General features: G+C 43.4%; 21 protein-coding genes. 16 read left to right on the top strand and 5 right to left on the bottom strand.

All coding sequences use genetic code 11. The features are described 5' to 3' along the window. The first annotated feature begins 1 nt into the window (after nt 1). Nucleotides 2–349: a hypothetical protein gene (locus ACZ5M3_RS04795; protein WP_464840518.1), complete on the top strand. Its 348-nt coding sequence runs from the start codon at nt 2–4 to the stop codon at nt 347–349. Here the strand turns inward: ACZ5M3_RS04795 and ACZ5M3_RS04790 are convergent. Then, a complete protein-coding gene (locus ACZ5M3_RS04790) occupies nt 341–1063 on the bottom strand; it encodes a hypothetical protein (RefSeq protein ID WP_464840517.1) in 723 nt (240 codons plus the stop codon). The two genes, ACZ5M3_RS04795 and ACZ5M3_RS04790, sit on opposite strands and share 9 nt — an antisense overlap. Nucleotides 1064–1197: 134 nt before the next feature. Here ACZ5M3_RS04790 and ACZ5M3_RS04785 point away from each other — a divergent pair, with 134 nt between their 5' ends. The 6 genes from ACZ5M3_RS04785 (at nt 1198) to ACZ5M3_RS04760 (ending at nt 6225) form a co-directional block, all read left to right on the top strand. Next, the gene (locus ACZ5M3_RS04785; RefSeq protein ID WP_464840516.1) at nt 1198–1689 is read left to right on the top strand and encodes a hypothetical protein; all 492 of its coding nucleotides are present in this window, start codon (nt 1198–1200) and stop codon (nt 1687–1689) included. A 78-nt stretch (nt 1690–1767) separates the two neighbouring features. Then, nucleotides 1768–2136, top strand: a complete 369-nt coding sequence (locus tag ACZ5M3_RS04780; RefSeq protein ID WP_464840515.1) for a hypothetical protein — start codon at nt 1768–1770, stop codon at nt 2134–2136. Between the two features lie 49 nt (nt 2137–2185). Next, entirely contained in the window at nt 2186–2710 is a 525-nt protein-coding gene (locus ACZ5M3_RS04775; protein WP_464840514.1) for a hypothetical protein, read from the top strand. Nucleotides 2711–2712: 2 nt separating this feature from the next. Continuing rightward, on the top strand, nt 2713–3057 hold the full coding sequence (locus ACZ5M3_RS04770) for a hypothetical protein (protein ID WP_464840513.1): 345 nt from the start codon (nt 2713–2715) through the stop codon (nt 3055–3057). A 157-nt stretch (nt 3058–3214) separates the two neighbouring features. Further along, nucleotides 3215–3583, top strand: coding sequence for a hypothetical protein (locus ACZ5M3_RS04765; protein WP_464840512.1), 369 nt, complete (start codon nt 3215–3217; stop codon nt 3581–3583). Beyond that, entirely contained in the window at nt 3580–6225 is a 2646-nt protein-coding gene (locus tag ACZ5M3_RS04760) for an AAA family ATPase (protein ID WP_464840511.1), read from the top strand. The genes ACZ5M3_RS04765 and ACZ5M3_RS04760 overlap by 4 nt, the downstream gene beginning before the upstream one ends. Nucleotides 6226–6534: 309 nt before the next feature. Here ACZ5M3_RS04760 and ACZ5M3_RS04755 read toward each other — a convergent pair whose 3' ends face one another. The 3 genes from ACZ5M3_RS04755 to ACZ5M3_RS04745 are packed head-to-tail and all read right to left on the bottom strand — an operon-like array spanning nt 6535 to nt 8554. Next, nucleotides 6535–7152, bottom strand: a complete 618-nt coding sequence (locus tag ACZ5M3_RS04755) for a BglII/BstYI family type II restriction endonuclease (protein WP_464840510.1) — start codon at nt 7150–7152, stop codon at nt 6535–6537. Then, nucleotides 7149–8222, bottom strand: coding sequence for a DNA-methyltransferase (locus tag ACZ5M3_RS04750; protein ID WP_464840509.1), 1074 nt, complete (start codon nt 8220–8222; stop codon nt 7149–7151). Before ACZ5M3_RS04750 ends, ACZ5M3_RS04755 begins: the two co-directional genes overlap by 4 nt. 44 nt (nt 8223–8266) lie before the next feature. Then, nucleotides 8267–8554 (bottom strand): hypothetical protein, encoded by a 288-nt coding sequence (locus ACZ5M3_RS04745; RefSeq protein WP_464840508.1) that lies wholly within the window; start codon nt 8552–8554, stop codon nt 8267–8269. A gap of 110 nt (nt 8555–8664) precedes the next feature. Between ACZ5M3_RS04745 and ACZ5M3_RS04740 the strand changes: the two genes are divergently transcribed. The 8 genes from ACZ5M3_RS04740 to ACZ5M3_RS04705 all read left to right on the top strand — a co-directional run bounded on the left by ACZ5M3_RS04740 (nt 8665) and on the right by ACZ5M3_RS04705 (nt 16786). Next, a complete protein-coding gene (locus ACZ5M3_RS04740) occupies nt 8665–9072 on the top strand; it encodes a hypothetical protein (RefSeq protein WP_464840507.1) in 408 nt (135 codons plus the stop codon). Nucleotides 9073–9159: 87 nt separating this feature from the next. Then, entirely contained in the window at nt 9160–10437 is a 1278-nt protein-coding gene (locus ACZ5M3_RS04735; RefSeq protein ID WP_464840506.1) for a hypothetical protein, read from the top strand. Between the two features lie 70 nt (nt 10438–10507). Continuing rightward, nucleotides 10508–10729, top strand: a complete 222-nt coding sequence (locus tag ACZ5M3_RS04730) for a hypothetical protein (protein WP_464840505.1) — start codon at nt 10508–10510, stop codon at nt 10727–10729. A gap of 112 nt (nt 10730–10841) precedes the next feature. Beyond that, nucleotides 10842–12884: a hypothetical protein gene (locus tag ACZ5M3_RS04725; RefSeq protein WP_464840504.1), complete on the top strand. Its 2043-nt coding sequence runs from the start codon at nt 10842–10844 to the stop codon at nt 12882–12884. Nucleotides 12885–12984: 100 nt separating this feature from the next. Next, a complete protein-coding gene (locus ACZ5M3_RS04720; RefSeq protein ID WP_464840503.1) occupies nt 12985–13230 on the top strand; it encodes a type II toxin-antitoxin system CcdA family antitoxin in 246 nt (81 codons plus the stop codon). A 31-nt stretch (nt 13231–13261) separates the two neighbouring features. Further along, the gene (locus ACZ5M3_RS04715; RefSeq protein WP_464840502.1) at nt 13262–13525 is read left to right on the top strand and encodes a hypothetical protein; all 264 of its coding nucleotides are present in this window, start codon (nt 13262–13264) and stop codon (nt 13523–13525) included. Between the two features lie 137 nt (nt 13526–13662). Then, on the top strand, nt 13663–16404 hold the full coding sequence (gene alaS, locus ACZ5M3_RS04710) for an alanine--tRNA ligase (protein ID WP_464840501.1): 2742 nt from the start codon (nt 13663–13665) through the stop codon (nt 16402–16404). A gap of 31 nt (nt 16405–16435) precedes the next feature. Then, nucleotides 16436–16786 carry a WCX domain-containing protein gene (locus ACZ5M3_RS04705; protein WP_464840500.1) on the top strand — a complete coding sequence of 117 codons (351 nt, stop codon included), beginning with the start codon at nt 16436–16438 and terminating at the stop codon, nt 16784–16786. Here ACZ5M3_RS04705 and ACZ5M3_RS04700 read toward each other — a convergent pair. Then, entirely contained in the window at nt 16773–17525 is a 753-nt protein-coding gene (locus tag ACZ5M3_RS04700; protein ID WP_464840499.1) for a Nif3-like dinuclear metal center hexameric protein, read from the bottom strand. The two genes, ACZ5M3_RS04705 and ACZ5M3_RS04700, sit on opposite strands and share 14 nt — an antisense overlap. Before the next feature lie 99 nt (nt 17526–17624). Between ACZ5M3_RS04700 and ACZ5M3_RS04695 the strand changes: the two genes are divergently transcribed. Then, entirely contained in the window at nt 17625–19400 is a 1776-nt protein-coding gene (locus ACZ5M3_RS04695) for a tRNA uridine(34) 5-carboxymethylaminomethyl modification radical SAM/GNAT enzyme Elp3 (RefSeq protein WP_464840498.1), read from the top strand. Nucleotide 19401: the final 1 nt, after the last annotated feature.

Below are 19401 nucleotides of genomic sequence, written 5' to 3'. Positions count from 1 at the left end.
GATGAGAGTAAGAATAAACTCACAGCTTATTGATGCAGTTCTTGTTAAACTACACACTGATAATAAACAGCAAATAACTGTCTGCTTCACTAACACACAGCTCAAAAAACTTAAAATTGCTGATGAAGATGAGATAACAATTCTCTTTATGATTGACAATAGAATTGTGCTCACACACAATTTCAGACTTCACAACAACAAGAACAAGAAGTGCATCATATTCACTTCACTGTTGACTGAGCTGTTCAGACAGTATGAGTCTGCAATTGTATTTAATTTACAGAACAACATAATATTCAAACTGCTCACAGCAAATGAAGTAAAGAAGATTCAGAGCAAGTCAGTCTGACTTGCTTACTTCACTATTTTTTAACTCAGTCTCTTCTTGTTTAAGCACAACTTTAGAATCCCTCATCAGCTCTTCAAGCAACTTGCTGATGTCAGTTGTTGTTTTTTGCTTAGTTCTGCTCTTCATTTTGATTTTGTTCTCTGACAGCATCAACAAGAACTTTTTCAGTTTCTTGATGTCTTTTATTCTGTTGACTTCATTAAACTTGCCAGCAAGTGATTTTTTGAAGATGTTGACAATTGCAATCTCAAAATCTTTAAACAAACTGTCTTCACACTTCTCAATTAAATCAATGACTTCTTTTGCTCTCTTCTGCAGATATTCAATATCATCACTATAATGCTTAAAAGCTTCAGCATACTTGTATATTTCAATGAAGAGTTCTCTGTTTCTTGTTACTCTGTCAATCAGCTCAAAAAGCTCTTTTTTATTTGTTACACTGTCAATGTTGAATCTTATTGTTTTGTGTGCTAGTGCAGTTGCATATATCACAATCATTACTTCTTCATCAGTTCTTGCTTTCAGTGCTGTTAGAACAGAGTATATAGTGTCACTGTGTGTTAGATTAACTGACAGCTCATCTTCAAGCTCTGCAGTGAACTGCTCAAGCACTAAGGCAGTGTCAGCATGTATTGCAAACTGCTTTCTCTGTTTGAATGTTCTCTTGAACTCTTCAACATCAATGCTGTCTTTCACACTGTTTACATCTGACATTTTGCATCACTCATTGCTGTCTTTTATTGCTTATAAACTTTTTGATGATTGAATACAATGGTTCTAATATATTTAATCAAATATTGTATTCAAAAAGGCAAAATTTATAAGTATTGAATACAAATCAAGTGCAGGTGGTGTGTATGCAGGCTGAAGTTGTTAGAACTGCAAATGAGCTTCCAGTCCTCAGCCCTGCACAGGGTTTGAGCAGGGCTTTTACTGAGGGCATGAGGCAGAACAAGAAGCTGAGGCAGCTGTTCACTGAGCTAGCTAAACAGTGCAGAGGCTATGTGCTGTATGTGACTGCTGAATTCAGCATCATTGACAACTTAATGACTGTTGAGCTGAAGATTGCACACATTTTCAGCAACACTATACAAGAAGAGATTGTTACTGTGATTGCAGTCAGGAATGGGCTTCACTTTAAGATTGATAAAATCAAAAAACAAGTCACAAAGAAGAGCAGTGCTGTTGATACTACAGTTATACAAAGTGCTGATGACATTATCTTGAGTGTGCTTAGAAGTGCACTGAGTGATGTTAGCATAATTTACAATGTTGATGACACTGCAAAAACAAGAATAGTTGATAGCAATCTCAAAATGCAGTGGAGTGTGAAGAAGTGATGCTTGTGCAGTAAGCACATTCATTTTTTCAATTTACACTAAGTGTGTTTTACTATAATATCATATTGAGTGATTGAGATGACTGATTATGAAACTGTTGTTGTAAGAAACAGGAGATTGTACACAACAGAAGCAAGTGACACAGCACAAATATACATTCAGCAGCAGATAGAAGAGATTATTGAGAGCTGGGGCTGGGGAGATGAAGAAGAGATTGACTTGACAATTATAATAACAAAAAACAACAAGATAGTGAGAACATTCAGCTTGATTGCAAAAAGCAGAAAGACAGACAGAAAAGTGAAGAACAGCAGTTACAAGTACAGATTCATATTTATTCCAGCCCCAATCACAAGAATCATCAAAAAAGAGGCTGGGGAAGATGCTGTTGCTGACATTGAGCTTCACAGTGACAGAACAGCAATAATGATTATCAGAGCACAGTGACTCACTTTTTTATTTTACACTAAGTAGAAACTGTTGTATATTATATGTGATGATAAAGATGAGTGTAAAACTGCAAGTGTTTGAAAGCACAGTTGCTAATGAAGAGTTGAAGCATATTGATGTTGAGACAGAAAATGCAAAATATCAACTTCTTTACAGCAAGAACAGTGCTGACTATTTTGCATTCACAGTTTACACTGATAAGAAACTAGATGCAGTGACAAACAAACACAGTGAAGTATACTTCTTCATAAAACAACAGCAAATTGAGATTGAAAAGACAATAATATATTACAACAATACAACACAAACTATAACAACATACAAAAAGTATTTTGAGATTAGTTTGAAACAGACAAGACTAGCAGAAACAATTAATTTGCTGAGAAGGCTTGCTGAGAGCAAATTTGCAACAGCAGAAGAAGCACTGTTTGTTATAAAACTGTTCAGTATATTTGCTGACACTGTAATAAAACACTGCAGTGAGACAAGAGAACTAACAAACTACACAAAGAATGTACAGAAAGAAAAAGCTGTAGTCTTCAAGACTGCAGACAAGCTTGCTGGTGAGTGATTATGCATGTTGAAGTGTACAGACTGCTGACTGAAGATGAAGAGTACACACTGTATGCACAACATGCAGTGCTGAGAGAGTGCAAGATAAAACTGCATGAGAGTGTTAAGATTGATGCAAAGAAGATTCTACTAAAGTTAAAGATTGCTGACAGTGACAGAGTGTTGTTTGAAGCATGCTGTAATATTGTTAGAGACAATAACAGCACTTACATTGACTTGAGTGAGCACAACACAGTGCTTAACTTGTTGAAAAGTATATACAGTGTCAGTTACACTAGTGCTGAGCTTGTGATAAAAAAGAAGTGTGAAGTGTACACAGCAGAACTCAGATTAAAATCAGTGTGAGATAGAATAATAATGTTAAAATCAGCAAGTTGTTAACAAGTTGCTGTGTAATATGTTTAATTTATCATATTTATGTACAAATATTTTGAAGTTATTGTTGTCAAACTTTATAAAAACACTAAGTAGTTTTTAATATATATTAAGATAGGTGGTGAGTATGAGAAGAGTTAAAGAAGAAGTTGTTAAAAAAGATGAAAAGACAACAATTGTTAAAATCAGCAACAGAAGAGTTTACATCAACAATGCAGGCACAGGCATCATTTCAATACCAGCTCACAGTGTTGTGAAGCCACAAAACAGTGAAATAAGCTTTACAATCAATTATCACAACACAAAACTGTACATAACAGCTAGAGTCAGTAAAACACAATATAACATATATTTGACAATCTCAAAAAGCATAATACAACTGTTACAGCAGACATTCAACTTAAAAGAGCTCAAAGGAGACTTGATTCTGAAAGAAGAGCAAGGAAAAGTCACAGCTGAGCTCATACTGAAAACAGAAAGGGGGGATGAAGAATGAGAGTGACAGTAGATGAACTAAAGACTATATTCAGTAAATACACTGAACTGCAAGAAAAACTCAAACAAGCAGCAAATGATATTACAGCAGTTACAGAGTTGACAGAAAAGCTGAAAAAAGTTACAGAAGAGCTTGATGCACTGATAGAGCTGCTGGAAATCAATAATACTGAGCTGTTTGAAAATGCCCTGTTTTACAACAAACTTGTGAAATACAAAAGCTCAAAAATGCCAGTAAACAAGAAACTGCAACAAATAAAGTCAAAACTAGAAGAACTGGGGGCTAATTATGACTTTGAGGGCAAAATAAAGTCTTATGTCAGAGTTGTTGACAAAGAGAACAGCAACAGTGAGGAGGAGATTGATTTTGAAGACATTGCTGATGAGATTATTCAAGACCTTGATGTCAAGTACTCTTACAGGTACTATGGTTCAAGCAAGTCTGGTATTGTTTACTTAGAGCCACTATCAAATGATTACTCTGAACTCTTTCAGATTGACTATGATGTGCTCATTAATGAAGTGTTCAGGAAGTATCCAACAGTCACCATAATTAAGCTCAACTTGAAGGAAGACTTCCCCACACTAACCCTCAATGAAATAATGAGTAATGCCACCAAATTCCTCAACAAGCCAGTCAGAGTTAGAGCAACACTCCTATCAAAGAAAATGACACCAATCAGTGTTTATTTCAAGTATGAAGCTAGAATAAGCTCAGAAGAGCAAGAAATCTTCTACAATCTGCCTCCCCAGCTAAAACTAGCAGAAAAAGCAAGGATTAACTCCAATTCAGAGGAGAACATACTACAGAACTTCTTAGAAGTAGAGCTAGCTGACACTGATACAGTTTTGAGTGCACTTGTTCCAAACCATCTCATTAACAAAATAAAAGATAGATTGGGCTCAGAATTAGAATTCTGGGGCATACTGTACACTTTGAATGACAATTCAAAATCACTGAAAAGAGACTACATAATGCTAATAACAGAGATTAGAGAGACAGAAGAGCAGAGAACAAGACTGACAAAAGAAAGAGAAGAAGAGATAAGAGAATTCTTAAAACAGTTCAGGAATGGTTCAGAACTGCTTGATTGGATGATTGAAAACTATGCTCCCCACATCAAAGCAGACAAAAACAGGAAAGACTTCATTTACAGAATGAAGCTCACACACTTGATTTTAGCACAAAACACTTACATTAACAACAAAGAAATGATTCACAGTCTCCTACTCAGCAAAAAGGGCACTGGGAAGACTACTCTAGCACAACAGTACCTTCCCCTGATTGCAAGAGCTGTAAAATACACTGACAGCTCAAGAATCAGTGTCCCAGGCCTCCTAGGAGGCTTGGATGTCCAAACAAAAGAGGTGAGAACTGGGTTACTAAAAAATGCTGATAAGGGAGTTCTGGTCATTGATGAAGTTGACAAGCTTGAACAAGCTGAAAAGAAAGTTATAACAGCCTTAAACACAGTGATGAGCTCAGGAAAGGTTTCAATCACTTTAGGAAACAGCAGCAGGCACTTAGAGTATGAGACAAGGCCAAATCTCCTCTTGCTGGGCAATTACAGTGAAGAAGAGCTAAAGAAGCAGCTGAGCTATTACAGTGGTGATGAGAGCAGTGTGGTAGAGATAATAAAAGAATTTATCAGCAAGGAGCTCTTAAAAGTCACAAACCACATCAGTACCCTTGACAGGCTTGGAATTGTGGATTCAGACCTGTTTGACAGGGACTTTGACAAGGAAGAGACAGTTGAAGACATCTCAGAGAAAATACTCAGTGTTCTTGACAGAAAAGAGCAAACAATTGACTCAGAAGACAGTATTACAGCAAAAGAGCTTGTAACACTCAGATTAATCAGGGACATACTGATATACAACAGCTACACTGTCAACAGAGAGAAAATACTAAAATCACTGAAGAGAAAAGAGATTATCAATGAAATAGCAAGATTTGTGCAGAAGGAGAATAGAGAAGACAGCTACAGATTTATAAACTATCTCACACACATTATCACCATTATATCAACACTCAGAAGAGAGGATGAAGTTTCAAGGGAAACACTTGATACAGCATTCCTGCTGGTAAGTCAGACCACAAAAATACTTAGATTGATGAAAGAGACAGAGAATGAGCTCAAAGAGATGGTCAAAGAATTCTTTGAAGAGAAAGTGTTCAAAGAAATGCCTATTGATGGTTTTGAAATTGATAGTCTGGAGAAAAAGTTCAGAACAAATATTGTTGCTTTGACAGATGCAGAACAGAGGAAACTGAAAGAAATATTCAGAGAGTACCTTGATGAACTGATAGCAGCAGGAGAACTGAGGAAAGAAGGAACAAGGGTCAACCTTGGGGCAAAAAGAGCAGAGAGGATTGCAGAAACCATCAGAGACAACTACTTCATACACAGCATTGAAAGAGACCAGTATAGCTACTTCATACTCCCAGTCCTGCAGGACAAGTTCAATTTGAGCCAGGTTTGGCTAAAGAAGATTTTAGAGGCAATCTATGGTGAAACAATGGAGACAAAAGTTACAGATGAAGGAAAGAGGATATCAGCAGTTGCTGTGGAGACACAGAAGGTGAAAGAAGTGTTTAATAACTCAAAAAAGCAGCTGGTTGGGATTAAACTCTACATCTGAGTTTTTTGTGTATTTTCCAATATATTGTATATTTTCCAATTCTTGACAAACTACAAAACAGGGCAGAAAGCTTTTCACTCAAGTCTTTATGTTTTACAATATTCAGCACCACAAACACTGAAAAATTTTCTAAATTACTTAATCAAGTAGTTGAAAAGAAGCTCTCTGAAGCTGTCTGTTGTCTGAGACATCCAGCCCACCCCAACACAAAATTTTTCTGAAAATTTTTGCTGGGGGTGGTGTGGATACTGGAGACAAGGGACAGGTGCAGATGGCCCTGTTCAAACTACTTATTAAAGTAAAAAAGGGCTAGAGATATTCATTGATTGCCTTGTTTTTTCTCTTGTTGTATAGTGAATCTGGTAGTATTCCTAAGACCAGTACAGGAATGTCTATGTTTGCTTCCCCCCTGTTCTTTAAGTCCCATACAAACTGCTCAAAAAATGATACTCCTGTGGACATATACTTTTGCATCTCTTTGACAGGCACAATTTCAACCCCTACATCAATAATTCCAAGATTGTGAAATATTGTCATTTTTGCAGCAACATTATAAACCATGAATGCATACTTTCCAAATTGGACTTCTACTCCCACCTTATTCTTTACAAAGTCCATCTCCCTGTATGCATTTTTAAGACTGATAGTTGGTTCATAACCATTAACATAGTATTCTCTATAGTATTTAATTGGAATTTTGTATGGGGACCATCCTTTCTCTATAAACTTTTGTTTGAATGCTTTGTTAAGCTCTGTTGGATTGTATAGCATCTGTCCCTCTTTTGTTTTTTCTCTACTCTCTTTTGTTTTGTAGTTGTCAGCATCTATTGATTCAATTATTTCATATATTTCTTTTAGTGCCTCTGGATATTTTTCTTGAAGCACTTCTTCCCCATTTTTTAATGAAAACTTTCCAACAACTTTCATTTTGTCCCCTCCTCAGTGTTAACCCAGTTTAGAATTGTTGAGGGGATGTTTTTATTTTTTTCTTTATTTTCTTTTCTCTGGACAAGCCATTCTTCTGGAGGTCTTGCAACTTTTTCTCTCCCAGTTGGTGTGTAAACTGGTTTTCCTAATGGCCTTCTTTTGAGTTTTCCAGTCAGTGCATCTATCACTCTCTGATATGCTATATCACAATACTGTTTGATGATGTCAACTCCAGCAACCTTCCTATCATGAAGAACTCCTGCTATTAGAGAGCTTCCAACTCCCATAAATGGGTCAACAACCCAGTCTCCTTCATTTGAGAGTGCTAGCACAATTCTCTCAACAAGTTCAATTGGATATTGGGCTGGATGAGGAGTCTTCTCTGGATGATTTGCTTTGACATTTGGGATATACCATATCTCCTTCTCCCAATCTTGTAAAACAACCTCCCAGACATCTCCAGGATTTTTACCAAGGGGATTAGAAGATGGCTGTCCTTTCTTTGGCCCTTTATATGCCCTTTTTCCTGGATATTTTTGTGGAACTCTGACTGCATCAAGATTGAAGATATACTTGTCTGACTTTGTAAACCACAATATTGTCTCATATCTCCCTGAAAATCTGTATTTTGCATGTAGTCCATGCCCAAAATGCCATATTATCCTATTCCTGAGTCTTAGTCCATGTTGTTTGAATATTTGATAGAAATAGTAATCCAGTGGAAACACTTCCCTATTCTCTATGTAGTTTCCAACTTCCCATGCAATACTCCCCTCTGGTTTTAGAATCCTCACAAGTTCTTCAGCAACTTCTTCCATCCAACTGAGATAGTCTCTGAATTCTTTTCTTTCTTCATAGGGCTTTCCAACATTATATGGGGGAGATGTCACAATAAGTGTGGCAAAATTGTCTGGTATCTGCTCTAAGAACTTCATTACATCATTGTTTACTATTATGACATCCCCATCATCAGTGAATTTTGTGTCATACACAATCTTCTTTCCTTTTATTGTTTTGACCTGGGGAAGTGGAAAATCAGGCACATCAGTATACTTTATTGATTTTGGCATTTGTTATGCCTCCTTTTCTGTTTTTTAGATTATAAGTGCAATCATCACTCTTTCAATTTCTTTAAGAGCTCATCAATATTGACATCTTCTTTCTTTTCAATTTTTTTGTTTCTCTTTTGCAGTGCTCTGACAAAGTGACTAATTACTTGCTCTTCACTGCTCTCAAAATTTTCAACTGCTATACTGATAAGTGCATCAAGTAGTACACTGCTGTTTACTCTTCTCTCAAGCTTGTGTGAAACAAGTTGTCTGAATGTTTTAAACTTTTCAAATGCAGTGTCATCAACAAGAATGTGATGCATGTTCTGTTTGCTGTCTGTTTTTTCAGTCATTATCTCACCTCAGCACTTACTTGTATGAGTACTTGTATGTGTTGAACTTTATAAATTTTGTTGTTTTTACTAACAAAAAACTTATAAACTTGTGTATATACTGCAGATATATGTTGTATTTAGACATTAATATTAACAGTAAACAGAACATTATTGTTGATATTGATAATGTTGACAATGTTGTGCTAGCATATTCTCTACAGCATGCTGAAGAGTCAGCAACATTGAATGCTGTCTCATTCCAGCCTTCAGCCCTGGGACAGGGCTGGGAGGGGCTTTTTGCTGTTGCTGACAAGATATTATACTTCAATAAAGTTGCAATCTCAAACAATTCTATTCTGTATCTGTTCAAGCTTTTTGAGAACAGTGAGCTTGTTGATTATGAAGCACTGCTTGTTACTGTTACTGTTGACTGTTATGAGCTTTTTGATTTCTTTGATTATGATGTTGTGAGTGCTGTAATTCAAGTGACTGACTTGAAGAGAAGAGTGAGCAGACTGTTCAATGTGTTTGTTTGACACTTTTGATTTTTTAGATTATGTTTAGTCACTTGACAAAAACATTTAATTTATTATAAAAACACACTTATTATTGGGGTGGGAAGTATGAAGTCTGGTGTTATTAAGTTTGTTGGAGTAATGTTCATCATCTTCCTCATAGTGGGGAATTTGAGTGCTCCCCCAGAAGTGAGGGGGCCTGAAGTTCAGATTGACAATCCAATCCTCAAGGCCATGTATCATGCTGGAGAATTCATTGTAGTTCCCTTCAAGACAGTCAAGTACAAGCTCTCCAACACTGACATTAACACTCCTGACATTAACACTCAGCCTGACAAGAGTGAACTGGCAATCCCTGAGCCTTTTGACAAGGGTAAGTCCCTCCCTTACAAGTACAAGGTGGTTGAGGGGATTAAGGTTTACTTCATCCCCTACCCCAAGGGAGAAGCATTCAAACCCAAAGAATGGGAGAGGAGGGATGGTAGACATAATTGGCCTTTTGATTACAAACAGCTTTACCAGGATGTTAATTCAGAGTTTGTGAGGAGCATAATCCTAAAGGATTTGAATGAGAGTGTCCTAAACATTCAGAGGTTCTTTAAAGAGGATGTTGAAAAGTGGGGCATTGATGGAGTCCCAATAGAAGACTTGAGGTACATGGTGTCTTGGTGGAGGGGTGAAATGCTCAAGGGGGGTGAGACTAAGAATGCTTTCCTCCCCTCAGAATCATTCAAGAGGAGCATGAACAAGCAGGGGGTTGATTGCAAGTCCAATGCCCTAGTCCAGTATGCTATTATTTACAATGTGAACAAGTACTTTGGGGTGGAGGCTGATTATTACCTTGGGATTATTGATAGTCCAAAAGCTCCAGTGATGCATGATTTCCTCCTAGTGTATTATCCTGATGAGGGACTGTGGGAAGTGTATGATTGGGGTTACATGGGGGATTACTTTGGGTACAGGTTCCCCACTTTGATGGATGCTATAAGGTTTTACATTAGTGAGTACTTTATTGATGATTATTATGGGAAGGGTGGGACTGTGATTCTTTACAGGCTTCCTGATGATGAAGACCCTCACTTGTACTGGGCTGGGAAGTATGAGTACACTCCTGGGGAGTACACTGCTCTAGTCAAGTACCCCATTAATGTTTATCCTGGTGGTAGGAGGGATGTGATTACTGACTATGGTTGGTATCACTATTATGTTAAGTATGAGTGTGGTTGGGTTGTGAGGGATGGCTGTTATGAGGAGTTCCTTGTGTGGTTGAGGGAGGAAGAGGAGAGGGAAAAGAGTGGGGAGTATGGTTCTTCAAACTCTCCTTTGGAGGAGTTTGGGGAGTGGTTGATTAGGGGGCTTGATAAGGTTTTTAGTGTTTTTGGTTGAGTTCTTTTCTTAACCAGTTCTGAAGAAATCTTTATAAAGTACTCTTGTAAAATTTATTGTTGGTGATGTGGTGATGGTGATAAGTGATGAAGAAATAAAGTCTCTTGTTGTTGCAATTAATGAATTGCTTAGAAATACATCACTTGTTGGTGAATCAATAACATTTAAATTGTATGACCTTGAAGATTTGGTGGTTAAAGGGAAGAAGGAAGGAAGAATTTCTGATGATTTTGCTGAGGAGTTAATTAAGCAGATTGAGTTGATTAGAAAATTTGTCACATTTAAGTTGTAAGTTGTTGGTTGTAGATTAAGTTGTGTGGTTGTGGTTTTGGAGTGCTGTGTAGGTTGCTGTTTTTAAATTTATGCTAAGTAGAATTTTCTCTAATTTTTACTGGTGATTCCCTATGGATAGTAAGGTTATCATAACTGCAATCTTCCTGATTTTTGCCATAGTGATTGGCTACTTGCTTGCAACTGACACAGTTGATATAACCAGTATTATTATGAGAAGAGTCAAGCATGAGGCACAGCTTCATTTGCCAAATTGGGGGAGGATATGGATTCTCAAGCCTGCTCCAAACAGCTACTGGCCTGTCTACTACAATGGGGAATACTACTACACTTATATCATCATTGAAACTAATTTTGAGCTGAAATACACTCCTCCAGCCAGCACAAGCTTTCCCCTGCTTGCTCCTCCAGCCCCAACACTTCTTGAGAGTTTTGAAGACAGTCACAGTAACACAATACACTACATTTACAAGATTGAACTCAAAACAAATAAGATAAATGACTATGTTGTAACAATATACATAAAAGTAAATGATTACAACTATCAGACTATTACATTCTATCCTTACATAGTAAATATAGATGACAATCACAATCACAGCAACAGCAACTCTTCAAACAATACAAACAATAACACAGATTCATCACAGTCAAATGATAATTCAAATTCAAGCAACAACAATAGTTCAAACAACAATAATTTAGATAGTAGCTCACAGTCAGACAGCAACAACAGCAACACAAGTGATAACACAACTGACACATCAAACAACAATAACAATATTAGCTTTGTTATTGTTAATAACACACAGTCAGATGACAATACAAATAGTCAAGATAACAACACAAGCAATAACAATTATGTGAGTGATTTGATGAGCTTTGTAGTTGACAGTCAGTACAGTGCATTTCTGCAAGATGAGTCAAGTAGTTTGCTTGCAAGTGATGTGATTGTAACAGACTCAAACAACACAAGTTATATGCTGTACTTGCTGAAAGACTATTATAACAGTACTGACTTCTACAGACTGCTGATTCAACTGAATCAGCAGAACATACTGAGCAATTTTGTTGTTAGCATAAAAGAGTTTAGAGATGCTAACATAATATACTATGATATTTTCACAGTTGACTTCACTGTCTACAGAATTGCATATAATTTGTTCACAAGCACAATCACATCAGTAACAAAGCTCTCAGTGCAGTCACTGCAGTCACAATACACATTTATTGTTGACAGTGTTGCTGAAGATGACAGTTATTATTATGTAACTTACAATCAGTACATAGTCAAACTTGACAAGCAAGACTTGAGTGTTGTGTCAGTCAGCAAGATACAGAACACAGCAAACATAGTTGTAAATGACAATCTAAGTGAGATTGCAACTGTAGTGTACTTGAACAAACTGCTAATGTTCAAGAAAAATGCTGACAATACTTATACACTCAAGGAGTTTGATTCATCAGCAGCTAATTACTTCAGAATAGGGAAGCAGTTCAACACACTGTATGTATTATACTATGATTCAAACACACAAACATACTACATCACAGACTTTGACAGTTTGTTTAACAACAATCAGCAAGCAAGTGTTGCTTCAGTAAAGATGTTGAACAGTAACTACAGATTAACAAATGATAATCAAGACATGCTTACAACTGTAAGAGCACTTACACAGTCAACTGTGCTGACATTTGAAAAGTATGACAGTGTGTTTAATACTTATCTGCAAATTACAGATGTGTTTGCTTATCTATATGATAATAAAGTGTATGTGTGCAGATTTACAAACAATCAGTACAATAATTATGCTGTGATTTATTATGCAATCATAAAACAAAATGACAATCTAGCCACTGCAGACATCTATAGTACAGCAACAGTAGTAAACATATTGAGCAGTGATTTGTTCACATGTACTGCTTATGATGACAGTGCAGTGATTGACTTTGATGAGGATACTGTTGCTGATGCAATTGTCAGTGTTGCCAAGCTGTCTGACATTAACTTGCAAGCAACTGATGTTAATACAGTTGACTTGAATTATTATTTGATTGATGTAAGTGCTGAGTTCAACAGCAACTTTAATGTTGTTTACAGTGACTTCAATCTGTACATGCTCAGCACTGACAACAAGATTGTACAGCTGTCATGATTTTTCTGTCTTTTTCATTCTTTTCACTCAAAAAAAGCAAAATGCTTATAAAGATGACATACTATAACATACTAAAACATACAAGTATGTGTGATGCAGTATGACTGAGAGTGATGATGTTGTGAGAACAACTGTTTATCTGAACAGAAAGCTGTATGAGAGGGCCAAGGAGCTTAACATAAATTTCTCAGATGTGCTGAGGAGGGCTTTGATTATTGAAATATCCATCAGGGAAGAGCTGATGGAGAAATTCAAGCAGGAGTATGCTCTTTTGAGCATGAAGCAAAAGGCTAATATTGCTAGTGATGCTGATTTGTTTTGGGATGATGAGTCTGGAGCCCCCTGAGTGGTGATGAGGTTTCGCGGGGCTGACCACGATGATACGAAAGCGCATCTGTCGCGAGTATCTTGAGGAGATTGAACGTCTCGAACGTTCAGTTCGGGAGCTTGAGGAGGAGATAATCGAACTTCGCATGCAGCTCAACCTGAAAGTTGATGAGGCCAACAGGCTTGCCATAGAGAACGCCAGCCTGAGGCATAAGCTCGAAGTTCAAAAGAGGACCTACAGAAGGATGGTCGAACTGCTGAAGAAGGCCAAGTTCCCAATAATACTGCTAGACGATGATAATCTTGGGGAGTGATCAATTGAACACTGTTCCGTAACCGGGTGGAGTATCTACTTCCGGGAAAAGGGTGCTGAAGGGGAGAAATGAAGTTCAAACGAAAGTCTTTTTTAGCATCACCGTAGGATAGGCTTAGGAGTAAGAAGGTGAGGATCATGAGCATGGACATGACCACTAAAATGTTTGAAGAGGAAGGATGGATACGAAAAACGTGTAAAGTGTGCGGTAAGCCCTTCTGGACGCTCGACCCGGACAGGGAGACCTGCGGCGACCCGCCCTGTGACGAGTACGCCTTCATAGGAAAGCCGGGAATACCGAAGAAGTACACCTTGGAGGAGATGCGCGAGGCCTTCCTTGGGTTTTTCGAGAGGCACGGCCACGGCAGGGTGAAGCGCTACCCAGTTCTGCCGCGCTGGAGAGACGACGTGCTCCTCGTTGGGGCGAGTATAATGGACTTCCAGCCGTGGGTAATCAGCGGCGAGGCAGATCCCCCGGCAAACCCCCTCACAATAAGCCAGCCCTCAATAAGGTTCACCGACATAGACAACGTCGGAATAACCGGCAGGCACTTTACGATATTCGAGATGATGGCGCACCACGCCTTCAACTATCCCGGAAAGCCGATATACTGGATGGACGAGACGGTTGAGCTGGCCTTCGAGTTCTTCACAAAAGACCTCGGGATGAAGGGCGAGGACATCACCTTCAAGGAGAACCCGTGGGCAGGTGGGGGAAACGCGGGACCTGCCTTCGAGGTGCTCTACCGCGGTCTGGAGGTTGCAACCCTCGTCTTCATGCAGTACAAGAAGGCCCCCGAGAACGCCGACCCGAGCCAGGTCGTTGAGATAAAGGGCGACCGCTACGTGCCGATGGAGACGAGGGTAGTCGACACCGGCTACGGCCTTGAGAGGCTCGTCTGGATGAGCCAGGGAACACCGACGGCTTACGATGCCGTCCTCGGCTACGTCGTAGAGCCGCTGAAGAAGGCCGCGGGGATAGAGAAGATAGACGAGCGCATCCTCATGGAGAACTCCCGCCTGGCGGGAATGTTTGACATCGAGGACATGGGAGACCTCAAGGTTCTCCGTCGGGAGGTGGCCAGACGCGTCGGCATAAGCGTTGGGGAGCTTGAAAGGACCGTCAGACCCTACGAGCTCATCTACGCGATAGCGGACCACACGAAGGCGCTGACCTTCATGCTGGCCGACGGCGTCATCCCGTCCAACGTTAAAGCCGGCTACCTGGCGAGGCTCCTCATCAGGAAGAGCATAAGACACCTCCGCGAGCTTGGACTGGAAATGCCGCTGAGCGAAATAATGGCGATGCACATCAAGGCACTCTCCCCGACTTTCCCGGAGTTCAAGGAAATGGAGGAGGTAATCCTCGATATAGTCGACGTCGAGGAGAAGCGCTATCACGAGACCCTCAGGCGCGGAAGCGACCTCGTGAAGCGCGAAATAGCCAAGCTCAAGAAGTCGGGCAGGGAGGAGATACCCCTCGAAAAGCTCATCCTGTTCTACGAGAGCCACGGCCTAACGCCGGAGATAGTCGCGGAAGTCGCCAGGGGCGAGGGGATTAAGGTTCACATCCCTGACAACTTCTACACCCTCGTCGCCAAGGACGCCGAGAAGACCGTCAGGGAGGAGGCCGCCAAATACGTCGTCGACTTCGAGCTCGTCAAGGACCTGCCCGACACGAGGACGCTCTACTACGAAGACCCGTTCATGAAGGAGTTCGACGCAGAGGTTCTCAGGGTCATAGACGACTGGGTGGTTCTCAACCAGACTGCCTTTTACCCAGAGGGCGGCGGTCAGCCCCACGACACCGGCGTTCTGAGCGTTGACGGGGAGGAAATCCAGGTTACGAACGTCCAGAAGATAGGAAAGGTCATTCTCCACCGCGTTGAGAAGCCCGATGCCTTCAGGGAGGGCCAGACCGTCCACGGAAGGATAGACTGGGAGAGAAGAATCCAGCACATGCGCCACCACACGGGAACCCACGTCCTCATGGGTGCCCTTGTGAGGGTTCTCGGCAAGCACGTCTGGCAGGCCGGGAGCCAGCTCCACACCGACTGGGCGAGGCTGGACATTTCCCACTACAAGCGCATAACCGAGGAGGAGCTGAGGGAGATCGAGCGCCTCGCAAACAGGATCGTCATGGAGAACAGGCCGGTGAAGTGGGAGTGGCTGCCGAGGACCGAAGCCGAGATGAAGTACGGCTTCCGCCTGTACCAGGGTGGCGTTGTTCCCGGCAGGGTGATCAGGATACTCAACATCGAGGACTGGGACGTTCAGGCCTGCGGTGGAACCCACCTGCCGAACACCGGGCTTATAGGCCCGATTAAGATCCTACGCACCGAGCGCATACAGGACGGCGTTGAGCGCATAATCTTCGCCGCTGGAGAGGCAGCGGTCAGCTGGATGCAGGAGACGGAGAGGATACTCAAGAGAACGAGCGAGGTCTTCCGCGTGCCGCCGGAGAAGGTTCCCGAGACGGCAGAGAGGTTCTTCAACGAGTGGAAGCAGGCCAGAAAAGAGGTGGAGAAGCTGAGAAAAGAACTCGCAAAGCTCCTCGTCTACGAGCTTGAGAGCGAGACCGAGAAGGTCGGCGAGGTAGAGTTCATCGGAAAGGTCGTCGAGGGAACGATAGACGACCTCCGCGAGGCCGCCAACAAGCTCAGGAAGGACAAGAGGGTCATCGTCCTCATCAGCAGGGAAGGCCACTTCGTCGTTGCTATCGGCGATAACCTCGACCTCAAGGCCGGGGAGCTCGCAAAGGTGATTACCAGTGTTGCCGGCGGCGGTGGCGGCGGACGGAAGGAGCTCGCCCAGGGCAGGATAAAGAACCCGCTGAAGGCGGAGGAGGCTATAGCCGAGGTGAAAAAGCGCCTCGGCTGATTCAAAATCTTTTGGGGTGGTTGAAATCAGGGTGAAGGCTCTGACCAAGGAAGCGGCTGAAATAGCCCGGAGAATGGGGTTGATGGCGGTTCCCGAGTATCGCACGGCCGACGGCACCAGGATCGACCTGGCGATACTGAGCGATGGAAATAAGTTGCTTGCAATCGAGTTCGAGAACTCCTACAAGTGGATCCGCCAGAGGCTCCTTTACAACATCGTCAAGGCTTCCAGGGCCGGTTTCTCGGAGCTCTGGGTAGTGTACCCGTTCCAGGTACCGCCCCTCGGCTGGATAAACGAATACGCCCTGGAGCTGGGAGTGGAGCTGAAGATCCTTGAGCCGGAGGAGTTCAGGGAAAAGATAAGAAGCGTCAGAGCCCAGTAGGCTCGTCTATGAAGAACACATCAACCCCAAACTTTTCTTTTACGACCTCCATCAGGGCCTTAACCCCGAGCGTCTCGGTCCTGTAGTGTCCGGCGACGGCAACGCTTATTCCCAGGTCGAGTGCGGTTAGGTAATCTGCGTGTCCGAACTCGCCGGTTACGAAAAGGTCAACGCCCTTCCTCTTGCCCTCCTCGAGTGCAAAGGCTCCGGCGCCGGTTATTGCTCCAACGACCCCTATCTCCCTCTCCCCGAACTCATAGGTTCTGACGGTCGTGCCGAGCCTCTCGGCCAGAACCCGGACGACCTTTTCTATGGGCTGCGGCTCTTCGAACTCCCCGAGGAAGCCGATGGTTGCCCCCTTGTATTCTCCAAAGGCCTCCTTCGGCTCAAGGCCGAGCAGTTTCAGAAGCTGGACGTTGTTTCCGACCTCGGGGTGGGCGTCGAGGGGAATGTGCGCCGCGTAGAGGTTCATGCCCGCATCGAAGAGCGCCTTCAGGCGCCTGTAATGGATTCCGGTGATGTAGCCCAGCCCGCCCCATATTATGCCGTGGTGGACGATGAGCATGTCCGCCCTTCCCCCGGCGGCACGCTCCATGGTCTTCAGAGTGGCGTCAACCGCAAAGGCGACCCTCTCGACTTCCGCCCTCCCCTCCACCTGGAGGCCGTTGCTCGACTTGTCGGGGTAGGCCGAAATCTGAAGGTATTCATCGAGGAAAGCAACGAGCTCGTCGCGGTTCATTCTCCCACCTCATATTCACTTGGTGAATTATTCACTAACTGAATATGTCCGGCAAACCCTTTTAAAACCGAGCCTCAACTCCAGCCGAGAGGTGTTGGGATGGGTGATGGTGAGTTTGAGAAAGCCGTTGAGGAGCTCGCGAGGGCCGTCATGAACGGCGAGATAAGGAGCCGTGAGGAGCTCAACAGGTACAAGATAGCCGTATCCAGGAAGTATCATCTCTCAAGGATTCCCGGTAACTCGGACATCCTCAAGGCCATCCCGGAGGACAGGCGGGATGAGTTCAGGGATCTGCTCAGGAGAAAGCCGACGAGGACGATAAGCGGCGTCGCTGTGGTCGCCATGATGACAAAGCCCTTCCCGTGCCCGCACGGCCGCTGCATCTACTGCCCCGGGGGGCCGAGCGTCGGCTCCCCCCAGAGCTACACTGGGAAAGAACCTTCCGCCCTTCGCGCCGTCCAGAGCGCTTACCACCCTTACATCATCATGATGCGCCGCCTCAAACAGCTCACGGACATAGGGCACGACGTGGACAAGGTGGAGGTCATAATCCAGGGCGGGACGTTTCCGGCGGTTGACCTGGACTACCAGGAGTGGTTCGTCAAGTGCGCCTTCAAGGCCATGAACGACTTCCCGTACTTCAAAGAGGTCGAAAACCTTGAGGAGAAGCTCGTACGGCTGATAGTCCACAGGGACGAGTCCGTTTTCGATGAGGATCCGAAGTTCAAGGAGGCCTGGGAGAGAACCCACTCAAGGCCCTACTACTACCTCGAAGACGAGCAGAGGAAGAACGAGAGGGCCAAGGTCAGGATGGTCGGCTTGACGATCGAGACGCGCCCGGACTGGGCCTTTGAGAGGCATATAGACAGGATGCTGAAGCTCGGGACCACGAGGGTCGAGCTTGGCGTTCAGACGGTATTCAACTTCATCCACGAGAGGACGAGGCGCGGTCATGGAGTGGAGGAGATAGTTAAGGCGACCCAGCTTCTCCGCGATGCCGGCCTCAAAATCAACTACCACATAATGCCAGGCCTTCCCGGGAGCAACTTCGAGCGCGACCTCTACACTTTCAGAGCCATCTTCGAGGATTCCCGCTTCAGACCCGACATGCTGAAGATATACCCGACGCTTGTTACGGCAGACGCTCCTCTCCACCGTTGGTGGAAGGAGGGTAAATATCGCCCCTACCGTACGGAAGAGGCGGTTGAGCTTCTCGTCGAGGCCTACAGGCTTTTCCCGAAGTGGGTCCGCGTGATGAGAATCCAGCGAGACATACCCGTTCAGCTCATCGTTGACGGCGTCAAGCACTCCAATCTGGGCCAGCTCGTCTTCAACGAACTCGTGAAGCGCGGGATAAGGCCGAGGGAGATTCGTTTCAGGGAAGTCGGCCACATGATGGAGAAGTTTGGAATACAGCCTGAAATAGAGCACATTAAGTTACTCCGCGAGGACTACGAGGCCGCCGGTGGGAAAGAAATCTTCCTGAGCTTTGAAGACGTCAAGAACGACGTCCTGATCGGCTTCCTCCGCCTCAGGATTCCGAGCGAGAAGGCCCACAGGAAGGAGATAAACTGCTGCCCTTCGGCCATAGTCAGGGAGCTCCACATTTACGGCCCGCTCGTTCCCATCGGCGGAAAGCCCCGCTACGAGTGGCAGCACCGCGGCTACGGAAGGGAGCTCCTTGCAGAGGCCGAGAGGATAGCGAGGGAGGAGTTTGACGTCATGAAGATGCTGGTCATCAGCGGCGTCGGCGTTAGGAACTACTACCGGAAGTTCGGCTACCGGAAGAACGGGCCGTACGTGGCTAAGAGGCTGGATAGGGGCTACGCTGACTTCGAAATCCGCGGACACTTCGACGGCCACTTAAACACGTGAA

The organism is Thermococcus coalescens (genome assembly GCF_055392585.1).
Note: the sequence above shows the minus strand (reverse complement) of the source record. Positions and strands in the feature narration are given on the sequence as shown.

Bases quoted from the DNA above. Each gene is read 5' to 3' on its own strand.
- ACZ5M3_RS04795 (WP_464840518.1), top strand. From the start codon at position 2: ATGAGAGTAAGAATAAACTCACAGCTTATTGATGCAGTTCTTGTTAAA.
- ACZ5M3_RS04790 (WP_464840517.1), bottom strand. From the start codon at position 1,063: ATGTCAGATGTAAACAGTGTGAAAGACAGCATTGATGTTGAAGAGTTC.
- ACZ5M3_RS04780 (WP_464840515.1), top strand. From the start codon at position 1,768: ATGACTGATTATGAAACTGTTGTTGTAAGAAACAGGAGATTGTACACA.
- ACZ5M3_RS04775 (WP_464840514.1), top strand. From the start codon at position 2,186: ATGATAAAGATGAGTGTAAAACTGCAAGTGTTTGAAAGCACAGTTGCT.
- ACZ5M3_RS04770 (WP_464840513.1), top strand. From the start codon at position 2,713: ATGCATGTTGAAGTGTACAGACTGCTGACTGAAGATGAAGAGTACACA.
- ACZ5M3_RS04765 (WP_464840512.1), top strand. From the start codon at position 3,215: ATGAGAAGAGTTAAAGAAGAAGTTGTTAAAAAAGATGAAAAGACAACA.
- ACZ5M3_RS04760 (WP_464840511.1), top strand. From the start codon at position 3,580: ATGAGAGTGACAGTAGATGAACTAAAGACTATATTCAGTAAATACACT.
- ACZ5M3_RS04755 (WP_464840510.1), bottom strand. From the start codon at position 7,152: ATGAAAGTTGTTGGAAAGTTTTCATTAAAAAATGGGGAAGAAGTGCTT.
- ACZ5M3_RS04750 (WP_464840509.1), bottom strand. From the start codon at position 8,222: ATGCCAAAATCAATAAAGTATACTGATGTGCCTGATTTTCCACTTCCC.
- ACZ5M3_RS04745 (WP_464840508.1), bottom strand. From the start codon at position 8,554: ATGACTGAAAAAACAGACAGCAAACAGAACATGCATCACATTCTTGTT.
- ACZ5M3_RS04740 (WP_464840507.1), top strand. From the start codon at position 8,665: ATGTTGTATTTAGACATTAATATTAACAGTAAACAGAACATTATTGTT.
- ACZ5M3_RS04735 (WP_464840506.1), top strand. From the start codon at position 9,160: ATGAAGTCTGGTGTTATTAAGTTTGTTGGAGTAATGTTCATCATCTTC.
- ACZ5M3_RS04725 (WP_464840504.1), top strand. From the start codon at position 10,842: ATGGATAGTAAGGTTATCATAACTGCAATCTTCCTGATTTTTGCCATA.
- ACZ5M3_RS04720 (WP_464840503.1), top strand. From the start codon at position 12,985: ATGACTGAGAGTGATGATGTTGTGAGAACAACTGTTTATCTGAACAGA.
- ACZ5M3_RS04715 (WP_464840502.1), top strand. From the start codon at position 13,262: ATGATACGAAAGCGCATCTGTCGCGAGTATCTTGAGGAGATTGAACGT.
- alaS (WP_464840501.1), top strand. From the start codon at position 13,663: ATGAGCATGGACATGACCACTAAAATGTTTGAAGAGGAAGGATGGATA.
- ACZ5M3_RS04700 (WP_464840499.1), bottom strand. From the start codon at position 17,525: ATGAACCGCGACGAGCTCGTTGCTTTCCTCGATGAATACCTTCAGATT.
- ACZ5M3_RS04695 (WP_464840498.1), top strand. From the start codon at position 17,625: ATGGGTGATGGTGAGTTTGAGAAAGCCGTTGAGGAGCTCGCGAGGGCC.